Origin of the sequence: Enterococcus sp. 7F3_DIV0205 (genome assembly GCF_002141365.2) — a bacterium.
In the GTDB taxonomy this organism is placed as follows: domain Bacteria; phylum Bacillota; class Bacilli; order Lactobacillales; family Enterococcaceae; genus Enterococcus_L; species Enterococcus_L palustris.
The window spans coordinates 583,269-599,153 of the sequence record NZ_CP147244.1; the positions used below are offsets into that span (position 1 = coordinate 583,269).

A 15,885-nucleotide genomic window follows, 5' to 3' on the forward strand; every position below is an offset into this window, starting at 1 on the left:
AAAAAAGGAGCAAAAGAACGTAAAGTAGATACTGTATTAAGTTTAATTTCAAGGAGGAGAAGGAATGTCACACATTCAATTTGATTATTCCAATTTGACACCATTTGTTGCTGATCATGAATTGGAATACATGCAGACTCAAGTGACTGCAGTAGACAAAGCGTTAAGAGAAGGAACAGGAGCTGGAAGTGATTTTACTGGTTGGATCGATCTGCCAGAAAATTATGATAAAGATGAATTCGCCCGCATTAAAAAAGCGGCTGAAAAAATCCAATCTGATTCAGAAGTTTTAGTTGTGATTGGTATTGGTGGTTCATACTTAGGTGCGAGAGCAGCAATTGAATTTTTACACCACTCATTTAATAATTTATTACCAGCATCTGAAAGAAAAGCACCTCAAGTTTTCTTCGCTGGAAATAGTATCAGCTCGACTTACTTAGCTGATTTGATCAATGTTATTGGTGACCGTGACTTCTCTGTAAATGTGATTTCTAAATCTGGCACAACGACTGAGCCGGCTATTGCATTTAGAGTATTTAAAGAATTATTGATCAAAAAATATGGTAAAGAAGAAGCAAACAAGCGTATCTATGCAACAACTGATCGTGCTAAAGGTGCTGTTAAAGTTGAAGCAGATGCGGAAGGTTGGGAAACATTTGTAATTCCTGATGATGTTGGCGGACGTTTCACTGTATTGACTCCAGTTGGTTTATTACCAATCGCAGTTAGCGGTGGGGATATTGATGCGCTGATGACAGGTGCAAATGATGCACGTAAAGAATATGCATCAACAACTGATTTAAGTAAAAACCAAGCGTATCAATACGCTGCGTTGAGAAATATCTTATATCGTAAAGGCAAAACAACTGAAATGTTGATCAACTATGAACCAGGAATGCATTACTTCTCTGAGTGGTGGAAACAACTTTTTGGTGAATCAGAAGGAAAAGATCAAAAAGGGATATTCCCTGCAGCAGCAGATTTCTCTACTGATTTGCATTCAATGGGGCAATATGTTCAAGATGGTATGCGTAACTTATTTGAAACAGTTGTTAAAGTTGAAACACCACGTCATGTTGTTTCAATTCCAGAGCTTGCAGAAGATTTAGATGGATTAGGGTATTTACAAGGGAAAGAAATTGATTTTGTAAACACTAAAGCCTTTGAAGGTACCTTGCTTGCTCATACTGATGGTGGCGTACCAAATATGATCGTTAAAATCCCTGCAATGGATGCTTATTCATTAGGTTATGTGATGTACTTCTTTGAAATTGCAGTTGGTATTTCAGGTTACTTGAATGGTGTGAATCCATTCGACCAAGAGGGTGTGGAGGCATACAAGAAAAATATGTTTGCATTACTTGGTAAACCAGGATTTGAGGAGTTAGCAAAAGAATTGAATGCTCGTCTGTAATATAAGACCGTTCATTTGATTTTAAGATAAAAATACCGCTGGTTGGAAGTGATAATTCCACCTAGCGGTATTTTTTGATGTGGTTTATTCAGGTTTAAATAAGAAGTTTTGAATACAAGAAAATAATTCAAACCATGTTAGTTCATCATACGCATTAGATATATAGAATACTTTTTGATTTTTTTGGACTGCTCCAGATTCAAAACAGTCAGTGATTATCAGTTCAGCATCATCAATTTTATTGGTAATATGCAATGTTTCAGGATTAAAAATGGTATGCAGCCTATTTTTCAAATAAACCATACCTAGATTGTTTCTAGAGTATTGAATATAAACAGAGACGGAGGGGAATAAAAAAGTTTCTGTTAAAATCGTTAACAAGACACACATACCAAAATCAAATGAAGGAGCAACTGAAAAATCAGGATTATTTTTCCGAAAATGTTCGTAAAATTTATAAACTTTCGGATTTTTCTTAATCGATAGTGAATTTTTTTTGTCCTGATTAAAAGCAGCTCTGAAAAACTGAAAGGGACTGATTGAAAAATAAGTCGCCTGAATCAATCCAATGAGAGAATAGTAAAAGACGATTGCTTTTTGCTTTTTTCCCATAGAAGAGTTAGGATAAAAATATTTTTCGTATTCATCCACTAATAAATCACAGTCTTTAATGAGTGGTAATGTCCTTGGAAAGGAATTATAAAGCCTGATTTGATCATTCAAGTCATCTATTTCAGAAATATAACATCTGGAAATTAAATTGAAAAATAAAATCTCATCCTCTGAGGCAAGAAATGGTTCAATAAGTTGTGAAATATCATTTGTTGTCGAGAAGTTTCTGGATAACTCCCTGATTTTTTTGGGTAATCGAATAGGATGTTTTTCTTGTCTGACCATAAATAGACCCACCATAAATTCTAAACGTTTAATAACCGATTCAGAATAGTTCCTCTTTAGTTCAGCAAAATCAACGGAAGCGGAAAATCTATTCATGTTATCAAAATCGAATGTCCAAGTGATTCCTCGATAGGTACTCCAAAAAAAGTAGAAGTTAAGCATTCTTATATATTTTTCTTTTCCTTGGAAGTTTGTGGTTGGATGAAATATAATTTTTAAAGGAAATCGTTTTAATTCAACATTGAGAGCAGTGATATTTTTATAAAGATGGGAAGGACTAACATATAATTTTTCTGCTAAGTCTTCTACGGAATTATAATGATTCAACAAGAGCTCCAAAAGTATTTTGAATTGTAGGGAGTGTTCCAAATAGTTTAGGCGTAATCGTATGGAGAGATAATTCGTATTATGTTCGGAATTATTCTGAATAAGAAAACCTCCAATTCTTTTCTCCAATAAAATATTCTTAAGGTTGTCATTATTTTTAATATCCACTGTTAACTCATCAAAGTAACGTTTTAATGTACTTAAAGAAACATCAAGAAAATACTGCAAATATGAAAATGAGATTTCTTCATTTTCTCTGTAAAGCAATTCAGTAAACAGTTCTATTTTTTTTTGACTTTTTTCGTTTAATAGGATGTCCATTTCATCAACCTTTTTCTCTGCTTTTCCCAAATTATAGAAACAGAACGAGTTAAAGTCAACTTATTTGGATAGACTCACATATAACAGTAATTATTTATTTTTATAATAACAAAATTTTCTTTTTTAACGAACTTTATCGTATAAAAATATTAGTGGATCTTCCATGGTAAAACAAGCCTTTATCATGGAAGATCCACTAATATGGAATCAGTATACAAGATATTTGAAAGATATTTTGCTCTTGTTCAGTTATTTAAATTCATCGTCCTTTGGATAAGGAAGGATGTGTAATGAGTAGTCTTCCTCAGTGGTTTCATTAGAATCTGGTTCTTGGTAATATTGATTATCTGAGTGTGATTCTTGTTTGAAATTATCTTGATAGCTTAGGTCATTCTGATTTAAATCGTTGGACTGATTGGACATTACTTGATTATTTTGAGCTAGTCGTTCCTTAGCGGCTTGTTCTGCTTGATGAACATTTTTATGGCGTGATTGTTTATTTCCACCTGTAAAAGTTAAATAAATAATCAAAATAATCATAATGATCGTTACTATAATTAAACCAATAAACATGCCAAATGAAATAAACATGATGGTGATCCTCCTTCGTTGATCCGATACTTCTTCAGTTTATCAAATGTTGCGTGTACAGTCATCTATTTTTCTTGTATATTAGTAATTAAGTTTGATTATTATCAAAATTGAACTGGTTAATTAGAAGAATGGGAGGAACAAAGTATGAACACATTGGACGCAATGGACTATTTAAAAGGCAAAAAGTGGATTGATTTGAGTCACGAGGTACATGACAAAATTCCGCGTTTTGGTGCTTTTAATGCTTCTCGGGAGGAAACATTATTTAAAATCAAAGAAGATGGTTTTTTCGCAAAGGAACTTACATTCCCTACTCAGTACAGTACACATATCGATGCCCCAATTCATTTTGCGCAAGGCAAGCGTTATTTGCACGAATTAGAATTAAAAGAGTTGATGTTACCGTTATATGTTATCCATAAGGAAGAGCTAGTCAAAGAGAATCATGATTATTGTGTGACGGTCCAAGATATTATGGACTTTGAAACTGAATTTGGTATACTTCCCAAGGAAGCCTTCGTTGCATTTGCAAGTGGTTGGTCGAATCGCTGGGACTCCCCAGAAAAATATTATAATCGAGACGAAGACGGGAATTCTCACACGCCAGGTTGGAGTCTAGAAGCTCTGAAATATCTTAATGAAGTGCGAGATGTTACAGCAATCGGGCATGAGACCTTAGACACAGATAGTGCTGTAGATTTCAGAAAAAATAAAGGTTTGTTTGGCGAGTACTATTGGTTAAAACAAGACAAATACCAAGTTGAAGTGATGCGTAATTTGGATCAAGTTCCATCGGTCGGCAGTGTTATTTTGACTAGTTTTCCCAATGTGTTGAACGCACCTGGCTTTCCAGTACGTTCGTTTGCTATATTACCAAACTGAAATACGATGTAAGTATGCGAAAAAGCATACAGAAATTGATTGCTAAATAGCCTGATCATTGATAGAATAATTGTTGTATAGTAATTATTACAAAATGATTTTGATTCTAAGTTGTATGATGACAGGACTAGTAATCGGCTTTTACTCTAGTAAAAACGAATGTATATGCCAATGTTATTGTTGACTATATTGATGACTGATTTGTCCTTCTCGTGCAACTATACGAGGAGGGCATTTTTTTGAATGTAAGTATTTTTTCTACATGTGTTGTTGATTTATTATTCCCTAATGTAGGGCAGGCGATGGTGGAGGTATTAGAGCGTTTTGGTTGTGAGACATCATTACCAGATAAACAAACGTGCTGCGGGCAACCGACTTATAATAGCGGATATATAAAAGAGAGTTATGCCACTTTAAAAAATCAAATCGATTGCTTCGAGGAGGCAGAATACGTAGTCGGACCAGCTGGTTCTTGTGTAGGAATGTTAAGAGAGTACGAACATTTCTTAAAAGATGATCCTATCTATGGCCCAAAGGCTGAAAAACTAGCAGCTAAGTCATTTGAATTTAGTCAATTTCTTTATCGGGTGTTGGGCGTGAAAGACGTTGGCGCTACGTTGAATGCAAAGGCAACATACCACCGTTCCTGCCATATGACGAGAATTTTGAAGGAGCGAGAAGCCCCATTTGTCTTATTAGATCATGTCGAGGGTTTAGAAATGGTTCCATTAAATCATATAGAGAACTGTTGTGGATTTGGAGGAACTTTCTCAGTAAAAATGCCGGAAATATCTGAACAAATGGTCACAGAAAAAATGAATGACGTAATCGATACTAAGGCAGAAATTTTGATCAGCGCAGATATGGGTTGTTTGATGAATATCGGAGGCAAATTCAATCGAGATGGAAAGCAAATCAAAATTATGCATATTGCAGAAGTTCTAAATCAACAAGTGAATAATAAACGCATGGATCAGCCAAAACGAATGACACTCATCTAGGAGGAGAGATTGTGGGATTAACGACTAGTTCAAAACCATTTAAAGAACGATTGGAAGATAGCAGAAAAGATGTTTTTATGCAAAAAGCTGTAGCGAAGGCTCAAGATGATCAGTGGATCAAACGTGAAGGGGCTAGAGAAGAACTTGGGCATTGGGAAAAATGGCGCGATTTAGGAGAACAAATCAGAAAACATACGATTTCTTATCTACCTGATTATTTGGAACAGTTTAGCGATCAGGTAGCGCAAAAAGGTGGAAAAGTTTTTTTTGCAAAGACAGCAGAAGAAGCCACTGAATATGTAAAACAAGTTGTCTTAGATAAGAAAGCAAAAAAAGTTGTAAAATCAAAATCAATGGTGACCACTGAGGTTGACATCGATCCAATGTTATTAGAGTTGAACGGTGTAAGTGTTATGGAAACTGATTTAGCTGAGTTTATTTTACAAATGGATGACTGGGATGAACCTTCTCACATTGTTTTCCCAAGTATTCATAAAAATCGTGAACAGATTCGACAAGTTTTTGAGAATAAGTTAGGCTACAAAGGAGATAATGATCCAGTTAATTTAGCAAGATGTGCCAGAGAAGTAATGCGCAAATTTTTCCTAGAGGCGGAAATAGGTATTACGGGCTGCAACTTTGCGATTGCGGATAGCGGCATGATCAATTTAAATACGAATGAAGGTAATGCCGATTTAACGATTAGTATTCCAAAAACTCAGATTGTGTTAATGGGAATGGAGCGAATTGTTCCTAGTATGAAAGAAGCAGAGGTGCTAGATAATTTATTAGCAAGAAGTGCGGTTGGTCAAAGTCTAACAACTTATGTGACGTTTGCTGGAATCAAAAATGAAGATGAGTCAGATGGTCCAGAAGAATTTCATGTTGTTATTTTGGATAACGGTCGTTCTAATGCATTAGGAACGGCTTTTGAGCCAGTATTACAATGTATTCGCTGTGGTTCTTGTCTCAATGTTTGTCCAGTCTATCGACATATCGGCGGGCATGGATATGGTTCGATTTATCCTGGACCAATTGGTGCTGTATTATCACCAGTTTTAGGTGGGTACAAACAATTTGGAGAACTACCTTATGCTTCTAGTCTGTGCGGTGCTTGTACAGATACTTGTCCGGTAAAAATACCATTACATGAACTCTTGATCGAACATCGAAAAGTTATGACAGATGAATTAAAAATGCAGCACGGATTTGATGATTTTCAAATGAGAGTTGTAGGTAAGGCAACAGCTACACCAAGTTTATTCAAACTAGCAATGAAAGTTGATCATGCAGGTTTGGGACCGTTAAGTAAGAAAAAAGATATTACAGTAGACAACATGTTTCAATATGGTGGGTATGTAGCAAAAGGTCCTGGATTGGTTAAAGGTTGGACAGATGTTAGAGATCTCCCCCGTCCACCCAAAAATTCTGAAAATTTTAGAAGTTGGTATAAAAAGCATAAAGCAGGTGAGCAAAATGACTAATGCCAATATACAAAATAGAGAATCCTTTTTAGAGAATTTAAGAGAGAAGTTAGGAATTGAACGTCAAAATGTCAAAGATCATCCATTTCATCCAATCAATGATCTGCCAGAAACAACATTATCAGATAAATCAGCTGAAGAGTTGCTGGAAATTGCTAAAAAAAGAGTAGAAAAGATCAACACAAAACTAATAGAAACAACCCAATCACAGTTGGAGAACACAATAGAACAATTAATAGTTCAATTGGGACAAGGGAATATTTTGTTACCAATTGATGAACGTTTTTCAGAGTATGGATTGGAAAAATTTACTCAAGCAAACTATTCAGACAAAAGAAATGAGCAGTTCCTGTTTTGGCAAAAAGGTCAAGAACAAAGGGAAGTCAATATCACTAATGCTCAGAGCGCAAATATCGCTATAGCATTTGCTGAATTTTTGTTAGCTGAATCAGGCTCAGTAGTAGTTGAAACAAATGCTGGCCAAGGTCGTTCATTACATTTTTTACCCAAACATTATATTTCGATTATTCCTATGAGTAAAATCGTCCCTCGTTCAACTCAAGTAGCGGCTTATTATGCAGAAAAACAAGCAACTGGCGAAAAAATTGGCTCCGCAATCCATTTTATTTCCGGACCGTCGAATTCAGGGGATATTGAAATGCAGTTAGTAGTTGGGCTCCACGGACCACTTGCTGTGTACTACATTATTGTAAAAGATAGGTAAGGTGAAATATGTCTAATTAAACCAGTTATTAAAGGTTGTTTTAAAAAATTAGTTAAAAAGAAAAGAATACTGTAGGAATTTGAATGTTTGTGGTAAACTATAGAAAGCAAGTTTTTTGGAGGAATGAATTTGAAGTCTAAAGAGTTATTACATACAATCTTATTTTTTGTTGGTTTAGCAGCACTACTATTTTTATTAAGACAGTTCGTTTTTACACCAGTCGTGGTTAAGGGGCATTCGATGGACCCTACATTGGCTGATGGTGAACGAGTGATCGCATTAAAAAATACAGAAATCAAACGTTTTGATATTGTGACATTTCCAGCACCTGATGAGCCAAAAAAGAATTATATCAAGCGCGTGATTGGTTTGCCAGGTGATACGATCGAATATAAAAATGATGTTTTATATATCAACGACAAAGAAGTCAAAGAACCTTACCTTGATGAATTCAAAGCCGAAGTGACAGATGGATTGCCACTTACCCTTGATTTTACTTTAAGTGAAGTGACAGGTGAGAAGAAGGTTCCAGAAGGTGAATATTTTGTGATGGGTGATAATCGCAGAAATTCTAAAGATGGACGAATGATTGGTTTTATTAATAAAGATAAAATCTCAGGTGATGTTAAGTTTGTTTTATGGCCGTTGAACCGTTTTGGAACAATTTAACAATAGATTTCATTAATGATAATACAAGAAAGCTCTCTTTTAAATAAGAGGCTTTTTTTGTTAAATAATGAAAGCCGTATTATAAGTTGATTTATGATAAACTAAGAACATGAAACATTTATGAGGGATGTGACAAAATGAGTTTACAATTTATCCGCGGAACTGCTGAGATGGATTTAGAAGAAGCCTTAATACAAGCTTCTATACAGTGGTTAGAGGAAGACAATACGCATGAAGTATTCTACCTAGTGCCAAACCACATGAAATTTGAGCAAGAAATCAATGCCTTAACACGAATAAAAAATAGCCAAAATAGTCAAAGTGATTCAATCGCAACGATGCGCTTTCAAGTGTTTAGTTTTTACCGATTGGCATGGTACTTTTTACAACATACGCAATTTTACGGTTCAGAAGTTCTTTCAGAAGCCGGCGCTGCAATGGTTTTCAGAAAAATTTTGTCGGAAAACGAAGAAGCGTTAAAAGTCTTTCGTGGAGAGGTCAATAAATCGGGATTTATTCAGCAACTATTCGATTTATATCAAGAAATGAAAGAAGGAAATATTGATTTAGATGAGTTGTATGGGTATTTATCCCAATCTGATTCGGGTAGTAAAGAACAGGATTTACAATTAAAGATCCAAGATATTAAATTAGTTTTTTCAAAATTTGAAGAAACCATGAGCCAGTATGGTATAAAATCAGCAGAAATTATTAATTTTTTGACGGAGTATCTAGAGACAAAAGATCTACGTAACGTTTTATTTGTAATCAATGGGTATCACACGTTTTCAGCAAGAGAGTTGAAATTGATTGAAACGTTGATGCGTCGTGGTGGCGAAGTCAAAATTTCACTAGTATTGGACAAAAAATATCCGAACGAACTACCGAAGTTAATGAACTTATTTTATGAAACAGGTACAACGTACCACAAGTTGTACCAATTAGCTAGAAACTCAAATGTGGCAATACTGCCCGATTATATTGAAAAAAATAAAGTCTTAGTTACCAATAATAGTCTTCAAACACTTGAAAAATACTGGGCTGAGGTTCAAGAAAATCATCCTAAAATAGAAAGACAAGGGCTCAGTGATGATCATCTTCAATTTTGGTGTGCAGAAAATCCTAAAGAAGAAATCAATCATATTGCTAAGGAAATTAGGAGATTGGTTACAGAAGAAAAGTATCGTTACAAAGATATTCAATTGTTAACACGAGAATTGGATAGCTATGAGACGATGATTGAACCTCTGTTTGCGATGCATGAAATTCCCGTTTATTTAGACCGAGATATGGCAATGGAGCAGCATCCATTAGTTGAGTTTATTCAATCGTTGTTCGCAATCCATACGTATCATTATCGTTATCGAGATGTATTGCGTTTTTTAAGAACAGAATTATTTTTCCCGTTGGGAGATCAAGTGACCGTTGAAGAATGGCTAATCGAGCGAAATGAATGGCGTCGAAAAATCGACGTGACGGAAAATGTTGTCTTGGCATATGGCTACGAAGGCTACCACTGGGAGCAGGCTAAGAACTGGCATTTTATTCGCTATGACTTTGAAGCGGAGGAGCAAGACGATACTGAAGTGATCGAAAAAGACTCAAATGCTGTAAGAAACATGATCCAACAAACAATCCCTGCTTTTTTCAAACAGATTCAAAAAGCGAATACTGGAATCGAAGCAGCAGACTGTTTTTATCGTTTCTTAGTGCGTAATGGGGTAGAAAAGCAATTGATGATGTGGCGTAACCAAGCCATTGAGAGCGGACAGTTAGAAGAAGCCCGCAATCATGAGCAAACTTGGGAAGCTTTGATGACGTTATTAGATGAATATGTGACGATTTACGGAAAAGAAAACTTCGATCTAGATTTATTTGAAGAAATTTTTTCTAGTGGTTTAGAGGGACTACGTTATAATAAAGTACCAACAGCTATTGACCAAGTACAAGTGCGATCAATTGATTTAGCGCGGCCTGGTCAAGCGAAAATCGTTTTTGCAATTGGTTTGACGGATCAAGTTTTACCACAGAAGTTTGATAACAAAACTTTGCTATCAGATGAGGAACGGCAATTTGTTAATGGTCATTTAGATGACGGACAATTTTTATTGAATGATACAAGAAAAAGTATTGCTAGAGAACCGTTGAATGCTTATATCCTTTTTACCTCAGCCACTGAACGTTTATATTTTTCCTATCCTCGTGTAAAAGATACTGCGAAAGATGTGAAAGCATCTACTTATCTAACAAATATTCAAAGAGACTTAGGGATACGAATGCAGCAAAGAAATGCTCTTACGATCTTAGATGATGAACAAATCAGCTTAGAACATATAGGGACATACCGAACACTGATCAGTGATTTGACAAATCTCAAGCGGCAAAAAAAGGAAACACAAGAAGGCATTTTGTCTTTTTGGCTTGCGTTGGAACGTGAATTAATGAAGCATTCTGAGGCGCCATTGGCACAGCATGTCTTTGAAAGTCTCAGCCATCAGAATTTGCCGGAAAATCTAGAAGAACATCTTGCTGATGAACTATATACAAAACACATTTATACATCGGTTTCACGAATGGAAAGCTTTTATCGTTGTCAATATCAATATTTTTCACGCTTTGGGTTAGGCTTAAAGGAAAGAGATGTTTTTGGATTATCGCCAGCTGCAACGGGTGATTTCTTTCATGAAGCATTGGATCAGTTCTTTAAATTGCTGATTATGCAGAATAAACAATTATCTGAGTTAACTGATCGAGAAGTAAACGAATTTACAGAACAAATTCTAAACGCTGTGTTTGGTGAAATCAAATTTTCAATTCTAGATACATCTAGCCGGATGAACTATATCCGATACCAATTAGGGCAAACCATCAAAAAAGTTAGCTGGGCTTTGAAACGCCAAAGTGAACGAAGCGGGATGACAACTGTTCAGACAGAGGTATTATTTGGTCAAATCGCCAGCCAAAAAGGAATTAAAGGATTAGAATTACCGCTGCAAAATGGTGGTAATATCAGTGTTAGAGGGAAAATCGATCGATTGGATCAATTAGTGACGCCTGATTCTACATACTTAGGAGTCATTGATTATAAATCGAGTCACAAGAAGTTCAATATTACAGAAGCCTATTATGGTTTAGCGATGCAGATGCTGACCTATCTGGATGTGGCTTTGATGGATGCTGTAAACTTGGTCGGTCAGTCGGCCAAACCTGCGGGTTCATTTTATCTCCATGTCCATAATCCAATTCTTCCTTATGAAACAGAAGAGAAAAAAGAACAACAACTTTTAAAGAAATTTCAGTTTGATGGCTTGTTATTGAATGATCCAATTTTACTTGAAAACTTAGACAAAAGTTTACAAGCCAAACAGACTTCTTTGATATTTCCAATCGAAGAATCCGCGAAAGAAATGATCAAACCAGGGCGTCGTCAAGAAGATAAGTTCGTGACAGAGCCTGAATTAGAAGCATTGTTGACACATAACCGTAGTAAGTTTATTGAAGCAGGTAATAAAGTTACTAGCGGGAAAATCGATTTAAATCCAGCATATCAAGGAAAAGAACGGATTGCCTGCCGTTTTTGTCCATTCAAAAGTGTTTGTAATTTTGATGTGATGCTGAAAGAAAATAATTATAATCGAATCGAAACATTGTCTAAAAAAGAAGTGATGGATCGCTTGGTTGAAAGCGAGCAGGAAGGAGGAACTATCAATGAGTAAAACAATACCTTTGCGTCCGGAAAACGAACAATTTACGGATAATCAATGGCAAGCTGTCTTTGATGGGGATGAAAATATTTTAGTTTCTGCTTCTGCTGGTTCTGGAAAAACGACCGTCCTTGTTCGCAGGGTCATTGAGAAACTTAAAAGCGGTGTAGATATCGATCGATTATTGATTGTAACGTATACAGAAGCCGCAGCGAAAGAAATGAAAGAAAGAATCCAGAGTGCTTTACAAAAGGCAATCACAAATGAAAGTGAACAAGAAAAAAAACAACATTTTATTAAACAATTAAGCTTACTTCCTACAGCTCATATCAGCACATTACACGCTTTTTGTCTAACGGTGATTCGTCGTTTTTACTACTTGATTGAAATAGACCCAGTTTTTCGTTTACTGACTGATGAGACTGAGATGTTACTTTTGAAAGAGGATGTTTGGGATGAGCTTAGAGAACGATTCTACAGTGAGGACAGTGAAGCGTTCTATCAATTGACAAGTAACTTTTCCAATGATCGGAGTGACGATGGACTAACTCGATTGATTTTTTCTTTATATGAATTTGCTAGAGCTAATCCAGATCCAGAGGAATGGCTAGCTCACTTGGCAGACAGTTACCGTTTAGAGGGCCAATTAGGCGAATCAGCTCTGTTTCAAGAGTATTTAAAGCCTCAAATGATGGAAACGCTGTTCCGTTGTGTAGATCGTTATGAAGAGATGATTCAGTTGACAGAAGGTGAAGAAAAGCTTGAAAAAATAGCTATCCTTGCTAGAAACGAAAAAGAGTTTGTGGAAACCTTCAGTAGTCAACTAGCAGATAATGATTTAGAATCAGGTTTTGAAATTTCAAAAACAGTTACATTTGAACGATACCCATCTATACGTGTAGAAGAATTAAAAGAAATAGCTGCTCAAGCTAAGACTTTACGTGAACAAAACAAGAAAGCTATCAATGATATTTTAACGAACTTGTTTACATTGTCACCAGAGCAAATGAAGGAGATTTTAGAGCAGTCAAAACCACTTGTTCAGGAAATGGCTAAGGTAGGAAAAGCATTTATTGATACTTATAGCCAGCAAAAGCTAAGAAAAGGGCTAGTTGATTTTAATGATTTAGAGCATTTTACGTTAGCAATTTTAGCAAAAAAAGAGGCAGGCGAATGGTTTGCTTCAGAAGCTTCCAAGTACTATCGAGAGAAGTTTGATGAAGTTTTGGTTGACGAGTATCAGGATATCAACCGACTGCAGGAAACGATTCTTTATTGGTTGAGAAGACCATCAGCCGATGAAGGGAATTTGTTTATGGTAGGGGATGTGAAACAGTCGATTTATTCATTTCGTCTAGCTGATCCCACGTTGTTTATTGAAAAATATAATCAATATGGAAAAAATAAAGAGGGTAAACGGATTGTTTTAGCTGAGAATTTCCGCTCCAGAAAGAATGTCTTAGATTTTACTAATCTAGTTTTTGAACAATTGATGGATGAAAGAGTTGGACAAATTGCATATGACGAAGCTGCTCAACTTGTTCACGGATTTGATCAATTTGATGAAGCTGAAAATTATGATACAGAACTGTTGATTTATGAAAAAAAATCAGAGAAGTCGGAAGAAACAGTGGATTTAGCAAATGCGCCTCAATTGCTCCTAGAAGATAAAACGGAAGGCGAACTGCATATGACAGCGTTAAAAATCAGAGAATTGATTGATAATAAATTTTTGATCTATGATAAATCGATCAAAGAAAATCGTCCGCTGACGTATAAAGATATCGTGCTATTAACACCAACCAAGAAAAATAATTTAACGATTCTTGAAATATTTAAAATAGCTGGAATTCCAATTCAAGTCAATGATGCGCAAAATTATTTTCAAGCAACTGAAGTTCAGACGATGGTGGCCCTTTTACAAATCATTGATAATCCGTATCAAGATATTCCTTTAGCTGCGGTGTTACGTTCACCCATAGTTGGGTTGAAAGAAAATGAGCTAGTTGAGATTCGGTTAGCTGCTAAAAAGAGTTCTTATTACGAAGCCTTTTTAACGTTTAATCAAAGAGATACGGAGAATCAAAAACAACAATCATTAAAGGAAAAAACAAAGAATTTTGCTGAATTACTGGATAAATGGCGTGAAATTGCTAGACGAAATCAATTAGCCACATTGATTTGGCAAATCTATCAAGATACTGCGTATTTAGATTACGTCGGTGGAATGCCAGCTGGGAAACAACGACAGGCTAATCTTTTTGCATTAGTTGATCGAGCAGCAAGTTATGAAAAAACTAGTTTCCGTGGGTTGTTCCAATTTGTTCGTTTTATAGAGAAAATGCAGGAAAAAGATAAGGATTTGGCAGAACCAGTTATTTTAAGTGAAGAAAATGCTGTTCGGGTGATGACGATTCACGCAAGTAAAGGACTAGAGTTTCCAGTAGTCTTTGTTTTGGATATGACCAAAGAATTCAATCTTGGTGATCTGAATGAACGTTATATTTTTGATGATCGCTTAGGCGTAGGAATTCGTTATCTTGATCAGACAGACCGAGTACTTTATGAAACCTTGCCATTTCTAGCGATTAAACAGGCAAAATTAAAAAAATTACTTTCAGAAGAAATGCGTAAATTATATGTCGCCTTAACGCGAGCAGAACAAAAACTCTATCTTGTTGGGTCTTATAATGACCAAGAGGCAACTTTTAAAGAATGGTTGAAGGTTGCTGATGTTCAGACAAAAGTTTTGCCTGGGGAAAATCGTTTACAAGGTAAAAGTAGTTTGATGAACTGGGTAGGAATGACTTTGATTCGTCATCAGAGAATGGCAGAATTTCAGACTGAATTTATAACTGAAAGTGTAGCTGGTATCTCACAACATCCTGCAGGATTTACCCTTAGTTTTATGACAGAAAAAACAATTCAGGAACGATTTGCAGCGCTTCAATTCTTTGAGACAAGTTCTACAAAAGTAGAAAACGCTGCAAAGAGTGATGCAACAGCTATTGAAAAAGGGTTATGTCGTTTAAATTATGACTACCCCTATCAACTTTCAACAAAAACGACAAATTATCAATCGGTATCAGAAATCAAACGTATTTTTGAAGATCCTGATAATAAAGAAATTGCTAAGATCGAAGTAAATGAAAAGAATACATTACAACCGACATCGATGATCATTCACCGGATGAGTGAAGGGGAGTTAGGTAAGCCGAGATTTATTGAAACGATTAGAACGCCGTCTCCAGTAGAAATCGGAACAGCAACACATTACTTGTTGCAACTATTAGATTTAAAGAAAGAACCAACCAAAGAGAGTATCCTTCATTTGATCGATGAACTAGTTCAAACAAAAATTATCCAAGAAAATGTGGCAAAACGAATCAATATCGATCAAGTTCTAGCTTTTTATCAAACGAGCTTAGGTCAACAACTTTTAGAAACGCCCAATCAAGTTATCCGTGAGCAGCCATTTTCAATGTTATTGAAGGCAGAAGACCTAATCAAAGATTATCCTAAAGAAACTAAAGATGATTTGTTGATTCACGGAATGATCGATGGCTACATCGAAAAAGAAGAAAGTTGTATTCTTTATGATTATAAAACAGACTTTGTACTGGACAGTGAAAATACAAAAGAAATCAAAAAAATTATCCAACGTTATAGAGGTCAGCTGAATTTATACCGAAAAGCGTTAGCCCAAGCAACAAACAAGCAAGTAAATCAAGTGTTTCTAGTGTTATTGTCGGCTGGAATCATTATTGACATGGACAAAGAACAAATTATTGAAAAAATGGATTAAAAAATGAAAGCAAATCTACTTACAAATTGTAAGTTGTGTGCTATACTCAGTTCACGAGGTGAG

General features: G+C 35.6%; 10 protein-coding genes. 8 read left to right on the forward strand and 2 right to left on the reverse strand.

Features of this window, described 5'->3' with window-relative positions; all coding sequences use genetic code 11:
- The first annotated feature begins 64 nt into the window (after positions 1 to 64).
- Positions 65 to 1,414, forward strand: a complete 1,350-nt coding sequence (locus A5821_RS02695; RefSeq protein WP_086312965.1) for a glucose-6-phosphate isomerase — start codon at positions 65 to 67, stop codon at positions 1,412 to 1,414.
- An 84-nt stretch (positions 1,415 to 1,498) separates the two neighbouring features.
- Here the strand turns inward: A5821_RS02695 and A5821_RS02700 are convergent, their stop codons facing one another.
- Complete coding sequence (locus tag A5821_RS02700; RefSeq protein ID WP_249921818.1) at positions 1,499 to 2,806, reverse strand: helix-turn-helix domain-containing protein; 1,308 nt, start codon at positions 2,804 to 2,806, stop codon at positions 1,499 to 1,501.
- A gap of 402 nt (positions 2,807 to 3,208) precedes the next feature.
- Entirely contained in the window at positions 3,209 to 3,550 is a 342-nt protein-coding gene (locus A5821_RS02705) for a hypothetical protein (protein ID WP_086312967.1), read from the reverse strand.
- 147 nt (positions 3,551 to 3,697) lie between these two features.
- On the opposite strand from A5821_RS02705, the gene A5821_RS02710 reads away from it, so the two are divergent.
- The 7 genes from A5821_RS02710 (at position 3,698) to addA (ending at position 15,822) form a co-directional block, all read left to right on the forward strand.
- Positions 3,698 to 4,435 carry a cyclase family protein gene (locus tag A5821_RS02710; RefSeq protein ID WP_086312968.1) on the forward strand — a complete coding sequence of 246 codons (738 nt, stop codon included), beginning with the start codon at positions 3,698 to 3,700 and terminating at the stop codon, positions 4,433 to 4,435.
- 239 nt (positions 4,436 to 4,674) lie between these two features.
- Complete coding sequence (locus A5821_RS02715; protein WP_086312969.1) at positions 4,675 to 5,436, forward strand: (Fe-S)-binding protein; 762 nt, start codon at positions 4,675 to 4,677, stop codon at positions 5,434 to 5,436.
- 11 nt (positions 5,437 to 5,447) lie between these two features.
- Positions 5,448 to 6,920: a LutB/LldF family L-lactate oxidation iron-sulfur protein gene (locus tag A5821_RS02720; protein WP_086312970.1), complete on the forward strand. Its 1,473-nt coding sequence runs from the start codon at positions 5,448 to 5,450 to the stop codon at positions 6,918 to 6,920.
- Positions 6,913 to 7,644 carry a LutC/YkgG family protein gene (locus A5821_RS02725; protein WP_086312971.1) on the forward strand — a complete coding sequence of 244 codons (732 nt, stop codon included), beginning with the start codon at positions 6,913 to 6,915 and terminating at the stop codon, positions 7,642 to 7,644. The genes A5821_RS02720 and A5821_RS02725 overlap by 8 nt, the downstream gene beginning before the upstream one ends.
- Before the next feature lie 123 nt (positions 7,645 to 7,767).
- Positions 7,768 to 8,313 (forward strand): signal peptidase I, encoded by a 546-nt coding sequence (lepB, locus tag A5821_RS02730; protein ID WP_086312972.1) that lies wholly within the window; start codon positions 7,768 to 7,770, stop codon positions 8,311 to 8,313.
- Between the two features lie 137 nt (positions 8,314 to 8,450).
- Positions 8,451 to 12,029 carry a PD-(D/E)XK nuclease family protein gene (locus tag A5821_RS02735; RefSeq protein ID WP_086312973.1) on the forward strand — a complete coding sequence of 1,193 codons (3,579 nt, stop codon included), beginning with the start codon at positions 8,451 to 8,453 and terminating at the stop codon, positions 12,027 to 12,029.
- Positions 12,022 to 15,822, forward strand: a complete 3,801-nt coding sequence (gene addA / locus A5821_RS02740) for a helicase-exonuclease AddAB subunit AddA (protein ID WP_086312974.1) — start codon at positions 12,022 to 12,024, stop codon at positions 15,820 to 15,822. The genes A5821_RS02735 and addA overlap by 8 nt, the downstream gene beginning before the upstream one ends.
- Positions 15,823 to 15,885 lie beyond the last annotated feature (63 nt).

What these genes read in the sequence shown, in the direction of transcription:
- A5821_RS02695 (WP_086312965.1), top strand. Translation starts at nt 65, where the DNA reads ATGTCACACATTCAATTTGATTATTCCAATTTGACACCATTTGTTGCT.
- A5821_RS02705 (WP_086312967.1), bottom strand. Translation starts at nt 3,550, where the DNA reads ATGTTTATTTCATTTGGCATGTTTATTGGTTTAATTATAGTAACGATC.
- A5821_RS02710 (WP_086312968.1), top strand. Translation starts at nt 3,698, where the DNA reads ATGAACACATTGGACGCAATGGACTATTTAAAAGGCAAAAAGTGGATT.
- A5821_RS02725 (WP_086312971.1), top strand. Translation starts at nt 6,913, where the DNA reads ATGACTAATGCCAATATACAAAATAGAGAATCCTTTTTAGAGAATTTA.
- lepB (WP_086312972.1), top strand. Translation starts at nt 7,768, where the DNA reads ATGAATTTGAAGTCTAAAGAGTTATTACATACAATCTTATTTTTTGTT.
- A5821_RS02735 (WP_086312973.1), top strand. Translation starts at nt 8,451, where the DNA reads ATGAGTTTACAATTTATCCGCGGAACTGCTGAGATGGATTTAGAAGAA.
- addA (WP_086312974.1), top strand. Translation starts at nt 12,022, where the DNA reads ATGAGTAAAACAATACCTTTGCGTCCGGAAAACGAACAATTTACGGAT.